We start from the raw sequence: 15,300 nt of genomic DNA, 5'->3' as shown, positions 1-15,300 counted from the left end.
ACCCCCCTCTTCCCTCCTTCACGCGGCGGCCAAACATGCCCCACCAACACAAAAACACGCTCCCCCCCCCCCGCCCGGTCCTGCTCAGCAGGCCGGGCGTCGGCGCTTTTATATGGCCGGTACTGGTAAGAGAAGGAAGCACCATGACGCAACCGTCCGCGATCGATGACATTCTGGCCGAGCACGCGGGCCTGGAGCTGCAGCTGGCCGATCCGGCGCTGCACAACGATCCGGGCGCTGCACGCCGGGTCGGCAAACGCTTCGCCGAGCTGGCCCCGATTATGGCCACCTACAACAAACTCACCACTGCGCGCGATGATCTCGCCGCCGCGCAGGAGCTCGCGGCCGACGATGCCGCCTTCGCGGCCGAGGTCCCCGATCTACAGGGCCAGGTCGTCGAGTTGGAGCAGCAGCTGGCCGACCTACTCGCCCCGCGCGATCCGCACGACGGCGACGATGTGGTGCTCGAGGTCAAATCCGGCGAGGGCGGCGAGGAATCCGCGCTATTCGCCTCGGACCTGGCCCGCATGTACGTGCGCTATGCCGAGCGACACGGCTGGAAGGTCGAAATCCTCGGTGTCACCGTCTCCGACCTGGGCGGCTACAAGGATGCGACGCTCTCGATCAAAAGCCGCGACGCCACCAGGGACGGCGTCTGGTCGCGCCTGAAATTCGAGGGCGGTGTGCATCGCGTCCAGCGCGTTCCGGTCACCGAATCGCAGGGCCGCATCCACACCTCGGCCGCGGGCGTACTCATCTACCCCGAGCCCGACGAGGTGGAGGAGGTGCAGATCGATGAATCCGATCTGCGCATCGACGTCTACCGTTCCTCCGGTAAGGGCGGCCAGGGCGTCAACACCACCGACTCCGCGGTCCGCATCACCCACCTGCCCTCGGGCATCGTCGTGACCTGCCAGAACGAGCGCTCCCAGCTGCAGAACAAGGCCCGCGCCATGCAGGTGCTCGCGGCCCGGCTGCAGGCATTGGCCGAGGAGCAGGCGGATCAGGAGGCTGCGGCGGGCCGGGCCAGCCAGATCCGCACGGTGGACCGCTCCGAACGCATCCGCACCTACAACTTCCCGGAGAACCGGATCGCCGATCATCGCATCGGTTTCAAGGCGCACAACCTCGACGCCGTGCTGGACGGCGATATGGATGCGCTCCTGGATGCGCTGGGGAAGGCGGATCGCGAAGCGCGCATGGCGGCCGAATAGTCGACAGCACCGGCCCGATGTTCCGGAGAAATCAACCGACTCGGTGACAACACGGGTAGCTCACCGGGTACGCCAAGAACGGGGAGTGTCGACATCATGTCCGGAACTCGCGTGGCATTGCGCCCAGCCATCAACCAAGCCGTCGAGACCTTGCGCGCCGCGGGCGTGCACAGTCCGCAGGCCGATGCCGAACATCTGGCTGCCCATCTGCTCGGCGTGCAACGGACCCGGTTGGCACTGACACCCCTGGTCACCCCCGAGGTGATCGAGCAGTACCGCGCACTGGTCGCCCGGCGCGCGGAGCGAATTCCATTGCAGCACTTGACCGGTACCGCATCGATGGGCGAGATCGACCTGGCGGTCGGTCCCGGCGTCTTCGTCCCGCGTCCGGAGACGGAGTTGCTGTTCGCCTGGGCACTGGCGCAATTGGAGGCGCTGCCACACGATCACGCACCGGTCGTCTTCGACCTGTGCACCGGATCCGGAGCGCTGGCGCTGGCCATCGCCCAGGCCCGCCCGGATGCGGACGTGCACGCGATCGAGATCGATCCCGCGGCCCTGCAGTGGGCACGCCGCAATGCCGACGTGCGCATTGCCGAGGGCGATACGCCGATCACCCTCTACGCCGACGATGTCACCGACCCGAATCTGCTCACCGAGTTCAATGGCAGGGTAGATCTCATCGTCGCCAATCCGCCCTATATCCCAGAAGACGCCGAACTCGATCCCGAGGTCGCCGATCACGACCCGCGGCTGGCCCTCTTCGGCGGTCCGGACGGACTGGACGTCATCCGGCGGATGCTGCCCAGCATCACCCGCCTGCTGCGTTCCGGCGGCTCCTGCGCCATCGAACACGATGACACCAACGGCTCCGATCTTGCCGCTCTCCTGGCCGAACAGGGTGATTTCACCGACATCGTCGAGCACCCCGACCTCGCGGATAAGCCCCGTTTCGTCGCCGCGACCCGCAGTTGAACTTCCGAGGGCGAAGCCCGAAGAAGATGGTGACAACTGATTTCGTGAGTACATGGGTAACTCGTCGGGAACGCCCAAAAGCCAGGTCACACTCGACGCAGGACCTGAACGCAGATCTCGGGGCACTCACTTGTATGGCCTGAGTATTCGGGGAGGCGGGGGAGCGTGACAGGATGGGGGCCGTGAGTACCGTCTACGACTGCGCGGATGCCGACTCGCGCGCCGCCGGACTGACCGCGGCCACCAGCGCCCTGAAATCCGGACGTCTGGTCGTGCTGCCTACCGACACGCTGTACGGCCTAGCCGCCGACGCATTCGATTCGACCGCGGTGAGCGAACTGCTCGCCGCGAAGCGGCGCGGTCGGGATATGCCGGTACCGGTGCTGGTCGGTTCCTGGCACACGATCGACGGCCTGGTGTTCTCGGTGCGCCCGCAGGCTCGCGAACTGATCCGGGCGTTCTGGCCCGGCGGGCTGAGTCTTGTTGTGCAGCAAGCACCCTCGCTCGCATGGGACCTCGGTGATACGCGCGGCACGGTCATGCTGCGGATGCCGCTGCATCCGGTCGCGCTGGAACTGCTGCGCGAGGTCGGCCCGCTCGCGGTCTCCAGTGCCAATATCTCCGGGCAGCCGCCCGCCAAGACTGCCGCCGAGGCGCGTGATCAGCTCGGTGATCTGGTCGGGGTCTACCTCGATGGCGGCCCGGCCGAACACGCGGTCGCCTCCACCATCGTCGACCTCACCGCGGATCAGCCACGGATCCTGCGCGAGGGCGCGGTATCGGTCGGCGATATCGCCGATGTGCTCGGGATGTCCCCGGAGGCGCTGACCAGCGTCGCGACCCGGTGACCTCGGGACGCGGTGATCGTATGGCGGATCAGATAATCGGATGATCGGTTCGGGTGCTGTAGTTCCGTTGCGCGAGCTGCTGCTCGTGATTCTCATCTCGGCGACGGTGACCTTTCTCGCGACCGGCGGAATTCGGGTGCTGGCCATCGCATTCGGTGCCGTCGCGGTACCGCGTGAACGCGATGTGCACGTCAAACCGATTCCGCGGATGGGTGGGGTCGGCATGTACGTCGGGGTGGTCGGGGCTGTCCTCTTTGCGCACCAATTGCCCGCGCTGCGAAGGGGTTTCGATTACGCGCCGGATATTCCGGCGGTGCTGGTCGCGGCCACGATCATCGTGGTCGTCGGCATCGTCGACGACCGGTGGGGCCTGGATGCGCTGACCAAATTCGCGGGTCAGGTCACCGCCGCCGGTGTGATGGCGGTCATGGGTCTGAGCTGGTACGTCATCTACAACCCGTTCAACGACACCACCGTGGTGTTGGACGCACTCCAGGGCGGTCTGGTCACCGTCGGCATCACCGTGACCATCGTCAATGCCATGAATTTCGTCGACGGACTCGACGGTCTGGCCGCCGGACTCGGCCTGATCTGCGCGGGCGCGGTCTTCGTATTCACCGTCGGCCTGCTCTACAACCAGGGCGGTTCGGTCGACACCTATCCACCAGCCCTGCTCGCCGCAGCGCTGGCGGGCGCCTGTCTGGGATTTCTGCCACACAACTTTTCGCCCGCACGGATATTCATGGGCGATTCCGGTTCGATGTTGATCGGGCTCATGCTGGCGGCGGTATCGACCGGCGCCTCGGGCCGAATCAACTTGGCGGGCTACGGACCTCGCGACATTGTCGGTCTGCTTTCGCCGCTGTTGCTGGTCGGTGCGGTGATGTTCATTCCGGTACTGGATCTGCTGCTGGCAATCGTGCGCCGGGTCCGCGCCGGTGTGAGTTTCTCGACACCGGACAAAATGCACTTGCATCACCGGCTGCTGCAGATCGGACATTCGCACCGCCGCGTTGTGCTGGTGATCTATTTATGGGTCGGCGTACTGGCGTTCGGCGCCGTCGGCACTTCGCTGATCCATGATCGACGGATTGTCGTGCTGATGATGGCGGGCGGGCTGGTCTTCGCGCTGGTGGTGACCGCGATTCCGGGCCTGCGTCGCAAGGAGCCCGCGGATTCGTAATGCAAGGTCCAGGTAAAGTTCGGGTCGTGAGTCTCACTAATCCGATCCCTGGTCCCGACGCTCCCCTGAAGGCGGCGCTGCGCTACGGCGTGATCGGATTGGCCGTTCTGGTGGTGCTGTCGGTGGCCATCGCCTCGGCAGTGGCCGGTTTGTCCGGACTGTGGGGCGCGCTGCTCGGCGCCGCCATCGGCGGCGGGTTCATTCTCACCACCGCGGCCGTGGTGCTTTTCGGCGCGAAGCTGCCGCCGAGCACCGCAGGCCTCGTCATGTTGGTGAGCTGGGTGGGCAAGCTGCTGGTCGCGATGATCGTGATCGCGGTGCTGCAGCGCTTCGACTTCTACGACCGGATGGCATTGTTCCTGACAGTGGTCGGGTCCTTGCTCGTCGTGCTCGGCGCGGAGACGTATGGCGTTCTGCGACAGAGGGTTCCGTATGTAAACGTACCGACCGATAGGTCCGATTCACCTTCTGCGCAGCAATAATCCCACCCACCTACACGCTGTCGTAGATAACTTGGTAAAGTGTTGGTAAGCAAGCGACCAAGCAAGGGGGGATCACCAAGATCCCGCCAGGTGGCAGCTATGCTTACTGCCGTGCCGGGCTCCGATGGGTTCCGGTTCTGCATGTCGACGATGTCGCCGACACTACGTACAGACGCCCATGCGGGTTGCCGCACAGCAGCTGACGAATTTCGAGCCGACCTGAGTCGACCCAATTGATCGTCAATGTCCGATCGAACCGCGGGAATGACCGTACCCGCGGCCCGAACACGGGAGAGAACGCTGAGCGTCACCACTTTGGCGGGCGAGTTCCACGCGCCATCGCTGTCCGACTTCTTCCCTCCAGCAGTGCTGTTCGAGGGTACGCCGTTCGAACTCGACCGTTTGATGCTGATCCGGCTGCTGATGACCGCAGTGCTGGTGCTCGTCATGGTGCTGGCATTCCGCAATCCTCGCATCGTCCCGCGCGGCCTGCAGAACATCGCCGAAACCGGTCTGGTGTTCGTCAAGGATCAGATTGCCGAAGAGGTGCTCGGTAAGGAATCCGGTCGTAAGTACCTCCCATTGATCGCGACGATCTTCTTCGCGGTTCTCTTTCTCAACTTCTCCGGCATTATTCCGGGGCTGAACATCTCGTCGAACGCCCGAATCGGCATGCCGCTGGTGCTGGCCCTCATCGCGTACCTCGCGTTCAACTTCGTGGGTATCAAGAAGTACGGGTTCGTCACCTATATGCGCAGCAGCATCGTGGTTCCGAATGTTCCGCCCGCTCTGCATGTGTTGCTGATTCCTATCGAGTTCGTCTCGACGTTCATCCTGCGCCCGTTCACGCTGACCGTCCGACTCATGGCCAACATGCTGGCCGGTCACATCATGCTGGTGCTGTTCTTCAGCGCCACCTGGTTCTTCCTGTTCGACGCGGCGGCCTGGATGAAGGTGTTCTCACCCTTCTCGCTGCTCGCCGGACTCGGGTTCACGCTGTTCGAAATGCTGGTCATCTTCCTGCAGGCCTACGTTTTCGCCCTGCTGACGGCCGTTTACATCGGACTCGCGCAACACGCTGATTCGCACTGACCGAACAACTACCGAATACCTGCTACACCACGCCGACCGGCGGGTGAGCAACAGAAAGGGAAAGTAGACTCATGAGCCTCGCGTACCTGGCCCAGGAAGCGGCAACCACCTCCGAGAAGTTCAAGGGCTTCGGCGCCATCGGCTACGGTCTGGCCGCTATCGGCCCCGGCATCGGTGTGGGCATCGTGGTCGGTAAGGCCATCGAGGGCATCGCTCGTCAGCCCGAGCTGCAGGGCACCATCCGCACCAACATGTTCCTCGGTATCGCCTTCACCGAGGCCCTGGCGCTGATCGGCCTCGTCGCCGGCTTCATCTTCTGAGATAGCCATGAACACGCTTTCTATGCTCGCCGCGGAGACAGGGGACGACATCAATCCCCTCATCCCCGAGACCTACGACATCGTGTGGTCGGTGGTCTGCATCGCGATCATCGGCGTCATCTTTTACAAGTACGTCATCCCGCGCCTCATCAAGGTGTTGGATGAACGTACGGACAAGATCGAGGGCGGCATCCAGCGGGCCGAGGCCGCGCAGGAGGAAGCCCAGCTGACGCTGCAGCAGTACCAGCAGCAGTTGGCCGACGCCCGGCTTGAGGCCGCGCGCATCCGCGAGGACGCACGCACCCAGGGCCAGCAGATCCTCGCGCAGATGCGCGCGGAAGCACAGGCCGAAAGCGACCGCATCGTCGCCGCCGGTCACAGCCAGCTGGAAGCTCAGCGCCAGCAGATCCTGACCGAGCTGCGCGCCGAAGTTGGCAAAACTGCCGTCGATTTGGCCGAAAAGATTATCGGACAGTCGGTTTCGGACGAAGCTAAGCAGGCGGCATCGATCGATCGGTTCCTCGCCGAACTAGATCAGTCGAATGCCAGCATCGGGGTCGGAAGGTAGCGACGCGAAAGTGAGAAGCATGTACGCAGCGAGCCGCGAGGCCAGCTCTCGGGCACGGGAGGCACTTCGGGCCGCTCTGACCGGGAGCGACAGTGTTGCGGCCACAACGGGGTCGGAACTGTTCGCCGTTGTCGCCGTGCTGGATGACCAGCGTTCGCTGCGTGTTGCGCTCGCGGACGTGTCGGTTCCCGGCTCGGTGCGCGCCGAACTCAGCGAACGGGTCTTCAGCGGCAAGGTCAGCCCCGCCACCCTGGCGGTGCTGACCACCGCGGTGGCCCAGAACTGGTCGCGCACCGCCGATTTGGTCGACACCCTGGTGTTGCTCGGCCAGGAGGCGCTGCTGGAGTCGGCCGCCGACAGCGGACGGCTCGGGGCGGTCGAGGACGAGTTGTTCCGGCTGGCCCGGATCATCGGCGACAACCCCGATCTGGAGCAGGCACTTTCGGATCGCGTGAAGCCCACGGAGGCCAAGCGCGCGCTGATCGAGCGGCTGCTCACAGGTAAGGCCGAGTCCATCACCCAGACCCTTGCGGACCAGGTGGTCACTCGGTCCAGGACGAGCATCGGCGAAGCGTTCGACGAGTTGTCCGATCTCGCCGCCGCTCGGCGCGACCAGATCGTCGCGCATGTGCGCGCCGCGGTCGCGCTGACCGACCAGCAGCGGGACCATCTCGCGGCATCGTTGCAGCGCATCTACGGCAAGCCGGTCACGGTGCACGTGCAGGTCGATTCGAGTCTGCTGACCGGCGTCGTTGTGACCGTCGGCGACGACCTGATCGACGGCAGCGCCACCGGCCGACTGGAACGGCTGCGTCGGGCTCTGGCCTGACACCCACCACCCCCGACATTCAGACCAGACAGCGAGAGCAGGAAGACTATGGCGGAGCTGACGATCTCCACCGATGAGATCCGTAGCGCGATCGAGAGCTACACCCAGAGCTACACCCCGGAAACCTCCATCGAAGAAGTCGGTGTTGTCACCGACTGCAGCGACGGCATCGCGCACGTCAGTGGCCTGCCCTCGGCGATGGCCAATGAATTGCTCGAGTTTCCGGGTGGTGTGCTCGGCGTCGCGCTGAACCTCGAGGACCGTGAGATCGGTGCGGTCATCCTCGGTGAGTTCGCGGAAATCGAAGAGGGCCAGCAGGTTCGCCGCACCGGCGACGTGCTCTCGGTCCCTGTCGGTGACAAGTTCCTCGGCCGCGTGGTCAACCCGCTCGGCCAGCCGATCGACGGCCTCGGTGAGATCGAGGCCGAAGAGCAGCGCGTGCTCGAGCTGCAGGCCGCGACCGTGCTGCAGCGTCAGCCGGTCGAGGAGCCGATGGCCACCGGCATCACCGCCATCGACGCCCTGACCGCCATCGGTCGTGGTCAGCGTCAGCTGATCATCGGCGACCGCAAGACCGGTAAGACCGCGGTCTGCATCGACGCCATCCTGAACCAGAAGGCCAACTGGGAGTCGGGCGACCCGAAGAAGCAGATGCGCTGCATCTACGTCGCCATCGGCCAGAAGGGCTCCACCATCGCCGGTGTGAAGTCCGCGCTCGAGGCGCACGGCGCGATGGAGTACACCACCATCGTCGCGGCACCGGCCTCGGACTCCGCTGGCTTCAAATGGCTTGCGCCCTACACCGGTTCGGCCCTCGGCCAGCACTGGATGTACCAGGGCAAGCACGTCCTCATCGTGTTCGACGACCTGACCAAGCAGGCCGAGGCGTACCGCGCCATCTCGCTGCTGCTGCGTCGTCCGCCGGGCCGCGAGGCGTACCCGGGTGACGTCTTCTACCTGCACTCGCGTCTGCTGGAGCGTTGCGCGAAGCTGTCCGACGAGATGGGCGCCGGTTCGATGACGGGTCTGCCGATCATCGAGACCAAGGCCAACGACATCTCGGCGTTCATCCCGACCAACGTCATCTCCATCACCGACGGCCAGGTCTTCCTCGAGTCCGACCTGTTCAACAAGGGTGTCCGCCCGGCGATCAATGTCGGTACCTCGGTTTCCCGTGTCGGTGGCGCCGCCCAGACCAAGGCCATGAAGACCGTCGCCGGTTCACTGCGTCTGGAAATGGCGCAGTACCGCGAGCTGGAGGCGTTCTCCGCCTTCGCTTCCGACCTCGATGCCGCGTCGCTGGCGCAGCTCGAGCGTGGCGCGCGCTGGGTCGAGCTGCTCAAGCAGGACCAGTACACGCCGGTCGCGGTCGAGGATCAGATCGTCTCGATCTTCCTGGTCGATGGCGGCTACTTCGACTCGGTTCCGGTCGCCGACATCCGCCGCTTCAACGCGGAACTGCTGGAGGACCTGCACCGCACCGCGCAGAGCGCGTTCGACGCCCTGGAGGGTGGTAGCAAGCGCCTCGAGGGTGACGCCGCCGACGCGATCAAGGAGGCCACCGACAAGTTCAAGCAGAGCTTCCTCGCTTCCGACGGTTCGCGCGTCGTGAACGAGGCGGCCGCCGGTGAACTCGACCACGAAGAGGTCGAATCGCTGTCGGTGACCCGCAAGCACGTCGAGAAGTAATCGAGCGAGCAATGCGCTATTCGATTCTCACGAATGAACTGAAGGGAGTGTGAACCGCTGATGGCAAGCTTGCGTGAATTGCGCTCCCGCATTCGTGGTGTGAGTTCGATCAAGAAGATCACCAAGGCCCAGGAGCTGATCGCGACCTCGCGAATCTCCAAGGCCCAGGCCAGGGTTGCGGCCGCGAAGCCGTACGCCGAAGAGATCACCAAGGTGCTCAGCGAGTTGGCGAGTGCGTCGACGAGTCTGTCGCACCCGCTGCTGACGGAGCGGGCCAACCCGCGCCGGGCCGCCGTCCTGGTGATCACCAGTGACAGCGGTATGTGCGGTGGCTACAACTCCAACGTGCTCAAGCGCGCCGAGGAGCTCATGGTCACCCTGCGTGGCGAGGGCAAGGAGCCGGTGCTGTACGTGATGGGCAATAAGGGCCTCACGTACTACACCTTCCGGAGTCGTCCGGTGGTCAATGCGTGGACCGGGTTCTCCCAGCAGCCGAAGTACAACGATGCCTCGGCTGCGTGCCATCACCTCGTGGACGCCTTCATGGCGGGCTCCGAGGGTGAGGTGCCCGCCCCGAACGGGACCGGCAATATCGAGGGTGTCGACGAATTGCACATCGTGTACACCCGTTTCGTCTCGATGCTGACCCAGAGCCCGGAGGTGCGCCGGCTGGCGCCGATCCAGGTCAGCTTCGTCGACGAAGACTACGATATGGGTGAGGACAGCTTCACCGACTCGCCGACCGCGGAACTCACCGCGCAGTACGAGTTCGAGCCCGATGCCGATGTGTTGTTGGCGGCACTGCTGCCCAAGTACATCAACACCCGCATCTACTCATCGTTGCTCGAGGCAGCGGCATCCGAGTCCGCGGCTCGGCGCACCGCAATGAAGGCAGCCACCGACAACGCCAACGAACTGGCCAATGTGCTTACCCGGCAGGCGAATTCGGTGCGGCAGGCCCAGATCACGCAGGAAATCAGCGAAATCGTCGGCGGCGTGAACGCGCTGGCTTCGAGCTCCGACCGCGACTAAGCGCAGGAAGAGAACCAACTAATGACCGCAGCTGTCACTCAAGAGAGCCGGACGGGCGCGAAAACAGGTCGCGTCGTCCGCGTCATCGGCCCCGTCGTGGACGTCGAGTTCCCGCGGGGTTCGATCCCTGAGCTGTTCAACGCTCTGCACGCCGAGATCACCCTGACCTCGGTGGCCAAGACCCTGACCCTCGAGGTCGCCCAGCACCTCGGTGACAACATCGTGCGGACCATCTCGATGCAGCCCACCGACGGTCTGGTGCGTGGCGCCACCGTCACCGACACCGGCAAGCCGATTTCGGTGCCGGTCGGCGACATCACCAAGGGCCACGTGTTCAACGCCCTCGGCGACTGCCTCGACACCCCTGGCCTCGGCCGCGACGGCGAGCAGTGGGGCATCCACCGCAAGCCCCCGTCATTCGACCAGCTCGAGGGTAAGACCGAGATCCTGGAGACGGGCATCAAGGTCATCGACCTGCTGACCCCGTACGTGAAGGGCGGCAAGATCGGTCTGTTCGGTGGTGCCGGTGTCGGTAAGACCGTTCTGATCCAGGAGATGATCACCCGTATCGCGCGTGAGTTCTCCGGTACGTCCGTGTTCGCGGGCGTCGGTGAGCGCACCCGTGAGGGCACCGATCTGCACCTGGAAATGGAAGAGATGGGCGTCCTCCAGGACACCGCCCTCGTCTTCGGTCAGATGGACGAGCCGCCGGGCACCCGTATGCGCGTCGCCCTCTCGGCCCTGACCATGGCCGAGTACTTCCGCGACGTGCAGCACCAGGACGTGCTGCTGTTCATCGACAACATCTTCCGGTTCACCCAGGCCGGTTCCGAGGTGTCGACCCTGCTCGGCCGCATGCCCTCGGCCGTCGGTTACCAGCCGACGCTGGCCGACGAGATGGGTGAGCTGCAGGAGCGCATCACCTCGACCCGTGGTCGGTCCATCACCTCGCTGCAGGCCATCTACGTGCCCGCCGACGACTACACCGACCCGGCGCCGGCGACCACCTTCGCCCACCTCGACGCGACGACCGAGCTTTCCCGCCCGATCTCGCAGAAGGGCATCTACCCGGCCGTCGACCCGCTGACCTCGACCTCCCGCATCCTGGAGGCCTCGATCGTCGGTGCGGAGCACTTCCGGGTCGCCAACGAGGTGAAGCGGATCCTGCAGAAGTACAAGGAACTGCAGGACATCATTGCCATCCTCGGCATGGACGAGCTCTCCGAAGAGGACAAGGTCCTCGTCGGCCGGGCCCGTCGTCTGGAGAAGTTCCTCGGCCAGAACTTCATCGTGGCCGAGAAGTTCACCGGCCAGCCGGGCTCTGTGGTGCCGCTGACCGACACCATCGAGGCGTTCGACCGCGTCTGCAAGGGTGAGTTCGACCACTTCCCGGAGCAGGCGTTCAACTCCTGCGGTGGTCTCGACGACGTCGAGGCGGCCGCGAAGAAGATCGCCGGAAAGTAGTCACCCATGTCGGAGATGTCAGTTGATCTCGTCGCCGTCGAGCGTTTGCTCTGGTCCGGCCAGGCGACGTTCGTCAGCGCGCAGACCACCGAGGGCCAGATCGGCATCCTGGCGGGCCATGAGCCGCTGCTCGGCCAGCTGATCGAGGGCGGCATCGTGAGCATCGTGCCCACCGAGGGTGAGCGGATCACCGCGGCGGTGCACGGCGGGTTCTTCTCGGTGACCGCGACCTCGGTCCGGGTGTTGGCCGAGTCCGCGGAGTTCGCCGACGAGATCGACGTCGAGGCGGCTCGTCGGGTGCTGGCCGACGCCGACGCGACCGTGGAAGCGAAGTTGGCGGCCGAGGGTCAGGTGCGCGCGGTCGAGGCGAACGCGAACGCGTAAGCACCGCATCGGGATTGCATTCGCCACTGTCGGCGGTGAATTTGTCTTCGCCGCCGACAGTGGCGTTTCCGGGTCCGATTCCTCAAAGACAAGGCCCGGCCATTTGTAAACTCGGGGCCGTGGTTGAATGACCAAACGGCGGTGCGCGCTCGGGCTCGGAAGCGGTAGCTTGCGTAACCGCGGGGAGGGCCCGCGAACACCGCCAATCGGACATTGTGTCGTCGGCACGGCGGCAGAGCGAAGGGATGAACAGCATTGCAGACCGGGATGGTTCTCCTGATCATTCTGGTGCTCACGCTCGTTCTCTTGGCGCTCGCTTCGACCTATCGGCTGATCATGTTGCGCCGCGGCGGTACTGCCGCGATCCTGCGGGTGCTGCCCGCGCGCGGCGGTCAAGGTTGGCGGCACGGCCTGATCCGATACGACGAGGATCGGCTCGTCTTCTACAAACTCTCCAGCCTCAAGCTGGGCCCCGACTCCACCATTCGACGCCAGGGCATCGAGATCGGTGATCGGCGCGGCCCGCGCGGTGACGAATACGACATCATGACCGACGAGATCGCGGTCACCGCGGTTTCGGATAATGACGGCAATTACGAACTGGCCCTGGACCGTGGCTCATTGGCAGCCTTCCTGTCCTGGGTCGAATCCCGGCCGTCGGATCGCACCCGCCGTCTGCCCGGCCTCTAGACGAAATCCGCTAGCTGAAATATGGGTGTGCTCGCAGCGATAGGGTGGGCCATGTGAGTGTGCACCTGACGCGGATCTACACGCGGACCGGCGACGATGGAACGACGGGTCTCAGCGACTTTTCCCGGGTGGCCAAGACGGATCCGCGGCTGATCGCCTATGCGGACTGTGACGAGACCAATGCCGCCGTTGGCGTGGCCATCGCGCTCGGTGCACCCGCGCCGGAGTTGCTGAAGGTACTGCGGCAGGTGCAGAACGATCTGTTCGACGCGGGTGCGGATCTGTCGACCCCGGTGGTCGCCGAGCCGAAGTACCCGCCGCTGCGCGTCACCCAGCCCTATATCGACCGCCTCGAAGCCTGGTGTGATGAGTTCAATGCCGAACTGCCAGCATTGAATTCGTTCATTCTGCCCGGCGGCACACCTTTGGCCGCCCTCTTGCACACCGCCCGTACGGTTGCGCGCCGCGCAGAGCGTTCCGCCTGGGCCGCGATCGAGGCGCATCCGAACGATACGAATATCCTTCCGGCGAAGTACCTGAACCGTCTCTCGGACTTGCTGTTCATCCTGAGCCGGGTCGCCAACCCGGGTGGCGATGTGCTGTGGAAGCCTGGTGGGGAGCAGACATCGGACTGAACGACCGACGCGATTTCACCATCCGAATCCCGCACGACTGATCTGGTATAGACGTGGGTAACTTCTTGGGGAGACCCGGGACACAGCCCGCGACCGACCGTCCGGCGCCCAACACGCTCGCAAAAAGTTGCTGGACACTCGGGAAGTCCGACCAGCTACCTGGAGATAACCCCGGCACCGCTACCAGCGGCCCGCAACGCAACTATCCTTTGCACCAATAGTGCGCCGAATACGCGGAGAGGCGGCATGGAACGGTTTTTGGTTACTGGCGGGAATCGACTCGTCGGTGAGGTCACGGTCGGGGGTGCGAAGAACAGCGTCCTCAAGTTGATGGCGGCTGCCTTGCTGGCCGAGGGCACGACCACCATTACGAACTGCCCGGACATCCTCGATGTGCCGTTGATGGGTGATGTGCTGCGCGGTCTCGGCTGCGATGTCGCTATCGACGGTTCGGTGGTCACGATCAACACGCCCGCGGAGCCGAAGTACCACGCGGATTTTCCGGCCGTAACGCAGTTCCGCGCGTCTGTCTGCGTACTCGGTCCGCTGATGGCCCGCTGCAAGCGGGCGGTTGTCGCACTGCCGGGCGGCGACGCGATCGGTTCGCGCCCGTTGGATATGCATCAGGCCGGTCTGCGGCTGCTCGGCGCGACCAGCGAAATCGAGCACGGTTGTGTCGTCGCGCGCGCGGAGGAACTGCAAGGCGCACGGATCAGGCTGGACTTCCCTTCGGTGGGTGCGACCGAGAACATCCTCATGGCGGCCGTGCTGGCCGAGGGCGAAACGGTCATCGATAACGCCGCCCGCGAACCCGACATCGTCGACCTCTGCAACATGCTCGTGCGGATGGGGGCGCGGATCAGTGGGGCGGGTACATCGGTGCTCACCATTCAGGGCGTCGAGCGTCTCGCACCAACGACGCACCGGGTGATCGGTGATCGGATCGTGGCGGCGACGTGGGGGATCGCTGCGGCGATGACCATGGGCGATGTCCGCGTTACCGGGGTGAATCCCAAGCACCTGTCCCTCGTCTTGGACAAGCTGCGTTCGGCCGGTGCGCGCATTTCATTCGAACCGGACGGTTTCCGGGTGATTCAGGCCGATCGGCCGCGCGCGGTCAATTTCTCGACGCTGCCCTTTCCCGGATTCCCGACCGATCTGCAGCCGATGGCCATTGGCCTGGCGGCGATTGCCGACGGCACCTCGATGATCACCGAGAACATCTTCGAGGCCCGCTTCCGTTTCGTGGAGGAGATGATCCGGCTGGGCGCCGATGCCCGGACCGATGGACATCACGCGGTGGTGCGCGGAATTCCGCGGCTGTCGAGTGCGCCGGTGTGGTCGTCGGATATTCGCGCCGGTGCGGGATTGGTACTCGCCGGTCTGGTTGCCGATGGCACCACCGAAGTGCACGACGTCTTCCACATCGACCGCGGCTACCCGAAATTCGTTGAGCAGCTGCAGGCATTGGGTGGTCAGGTGGAGCGGGTCGGCGCCGCGGATTGATCATGTGAACAGCAGGAGACGATTTCGTTTCGTCGAAAACCATTCCTGACCAGGCGATTTGACATCGTGCACGCCGACACGTAACTTTATTCGAGTCAGAGCGACACGGACACCGACCCGGGGCCGACGCGCTGAGCCGAAAGGCTGAGCAAAGGACCAGGGAAACGAGGTAGGACGTAGAGCGCCTGACGATCACACTAGCTCGAACGAGACCCCGATTTTGATTCGGGTTCCCGCCTGAGCTAAGCTGGATAAGTTGCCTCACCGATCGACCGGGGTTAAACCCGCGAGATGGTGTGTGCGTGTGTTCTTTGAGAACTCAATAGTGTGTCGATGAATGTCAGTGCCAAATATTTTTTGGTTCCGGCTCCTCATACCCCCGTGTGGTG

Annotated in this window: 16 protein-coding genes; all 16 read left to right on the top strand. The window is 64.5% G+C overall.

Features of this window, described 5'->3' with window-relative positions; all coding sequences use genetic code 11:
• Window positions 1-143: 143 nt before the first annotated feature.
• The 16 genes from prfA to murA all read left to right on the top strand — a co-directional run bounded on the left by prfA (window position 144) and on the right by murA (window position 14,911).
• A complete protein-coding gene (gene prfA / locus ABZW16_RS39190; protein WP_354961205.1) occupies window positions 144-1,214 on the top strand; it encodes a peptide chain release factor 1 in 1,071 nt (356 codons plus the stop codon).
• Between the two features lie 96 nt (window positions 1,215-1,310).
• The gene (gene prmC, locus ABZW16_RS39185) at window positions 1,311-2,189 is read left to right on the top strand and encodes a peptide chain release factor N(5)-glutamine methyltransferase (protein ID WP_354961204.1); all 879 of its coding nucleotides are present in this window, start codon (window positions 1,311-1,313) and stop codon (window positions 2,187-2,189) included.
• 182 nt (window positions 2,190-2,371) lie between these two features.
• Window positions 2,372-3,037 carry an L-threonylcarbamoyladenylate synthase gene (locus ABZW16_RS39180; protein ID WP_354961203.1) on the top strand — a complete coding sequence of 222 codons (666 nt, stop codon included), beginning with the start codon at window positions 2,372-2,374 and terminating at the stop codon, window positions 3,035-3,037.
• A 40-nt stretch (window positions 3,038-3,077) separates the two neighbouring features.
• Complete coding sequence (locus tag ABZW16_RS39175; protein WP_354961202.1) at window positions 3,078-4,220, top strand: MraY family glycosyltransferase; 1,143 nt, start codon at window positions 3,078-3,080, stop codon at window positions 4,218-4,220.
• Window positions 4,220-4,702, top strand: a complete 483-nt coding sequence (locus tag ABZW16_RS39170) for a hypothetical protein (RefSeq protein ID WP_354961201.1) — start codon at window positions 4,220-4,222, stop codon at window positions 4,700-4,702. The genes ABZW16_RS39175 and ABZW16_RS39170 overlap by 1 nt, the downstream gene beginning before the upstream one ends.
• 243 nt (window positions 4,703-4,945) lie before the next feature.
• Complete coding sequence (atpB, locus tag ABZW16_RS39165) at window positions 4,946-5,794, top strand: F0F1 ATP synthase subunit A (protein ID WP_354961200.1); 849 nt, start codon at window positions 4,946-4,948, stop codon at window positions 5,792-5,794.
• Between the two features lie 71 nt (window positions 5,795-5,865).
• Window positions 5,866-6,114, top strand: a complete 249-nt coding sequence (locus tag ABZW16_RS39160; protein WP_040687112.1) for an ATP synthase F0 subunit C — start codon at window positions 5,866-5,868, stop codon at window positions 6,112-6,114.
• Between the two features lie 7 nt (window positions 6,115-6,121).
• The gene (locus ABZW16_RS39155) at window positions 6,122-6,682 is read left to right on the top strand and encodes a F0F1 ATP synthase subunit B (protein WP_354961199.1); all 561 of its coding nucleotides are present in this window, start codon (window positions 6,122-6,124) and stop codon (window positions 6,680-6,682) included.
• 19 nt (window positions 6,683-6,701) lie between these two features.
• Entirely contained in the window at window positions 6,702-7,511 is an 810-nt protein-coding gene (locus tag ABZW16_RS39150) for a F0F1 ATP synthase subunit delta (protein ID WP_354961198.1), read from the top strand.
• 48 nt (window positions 7,512-7,559) lie between these two features.
• Window positions 7,560-9,200, top strand: a complete 1,641-nt coding sequence (gene atpA, locus ABZW16_RS39145; protein WP_354961197.1) for a F0F1 ATP synthase subunit alpha — start codon at window positions 7,560-7,562, stop codon at window positions 9,198-9,200.
• A gap of 60 nt (window positions 9,201-9,260) precedes the next feature.
• Window positions 9,261-10,232, top strand: coding sequence for a F0F1 ATP synthase subunit gamma (locus tag ABZW16_RS39140; protein WP_354961196.1), 972 nt, complete (start codon window positions 9,261-9,263; stop codon window positions 10,230-10,232).
• A gap of 21 nt (window positions 10,233-10,253) precedes the next feature.
• On the top strand, window positions 10,254-11,696 hold the full coding sequence (atpD, locus tag ABZW16_RS39135; protein WP_063047772.1) for a F0F1 ATP synthase subunit beta: 1,443 nt from the start codon (window positions 10,254-10,256) through the stop codon (window positions 11,694-11,696).
• Between the two features lie 6 nt (window positions 11,697-11,702).
• Window positions 11,703-12,080 (top strand): F0F1 ATP synthase subunit epsilon, encoded by a 378-nt coding sequence (locus tag ABZW16_RS39130; protein WP_354961195.1) that lies wholly within the window; start codon window positions 11,703-11,705, stop codon window positions 12,078-12,080.
• 267 nt (window positions 12,081-12,347) lie between these two features.
• The gene (locus ABZW16_RS39125; protein WP_040687141.1) at window positions 12,348-12,770 is read left to right on the top strand and encodes a DUF2550 domain-containing protein; all 423 of its coding nucleotides are present in this window, start codon (window positions 12,348-12,350) and stop codon (window positions 12,768-12,770) included.
• Window positions 12,771-12,823: 53 nt separating this feature from the next.
• Window positions 12,824-13,405 carry a cob(I)yrinic acid a,c-diamide adenosyltransferase gene (locus ABZW16_RS39120; protein ID WP_354961194.1) on the top strand — a complete coding sequence of 194 codons (582 nt, stop codon included), beginning with the start codon at window positions 12,824-12,826 and terminating at the stop codon, window positions 13,403-13,405.
• A gap of 246 nt (window positions 13,406-13,651) precedes the next feature.
• Complete coding sequence (murA, locus tag ABZW16_RS39115; protein ID WP_354961193.1) at window positions 13,652-14,911, top strand: UDP-N-acetylglucosamine 1-carboxyvinyltransferase; 1,260 nt, start codon at window positions 13,652-13,654, stop codon at window positions 14,909-14,911.
• Window positions 14,912-15,300: the final 389 nt, after the last annotated feature.

Source organism: Nocardia sp. NPDC004604 (assembly GCF_040609795.1).
In the GTDB taxonomy this organism is placed as follows: Bacteria; Actinomycetota; Actinomycetes; order Mycobacteriales; family Mycobacteriaceae; genus Nocardia.
This window is presented reverse-complemented; position numbering and strand designations above follow the sequence as displayed.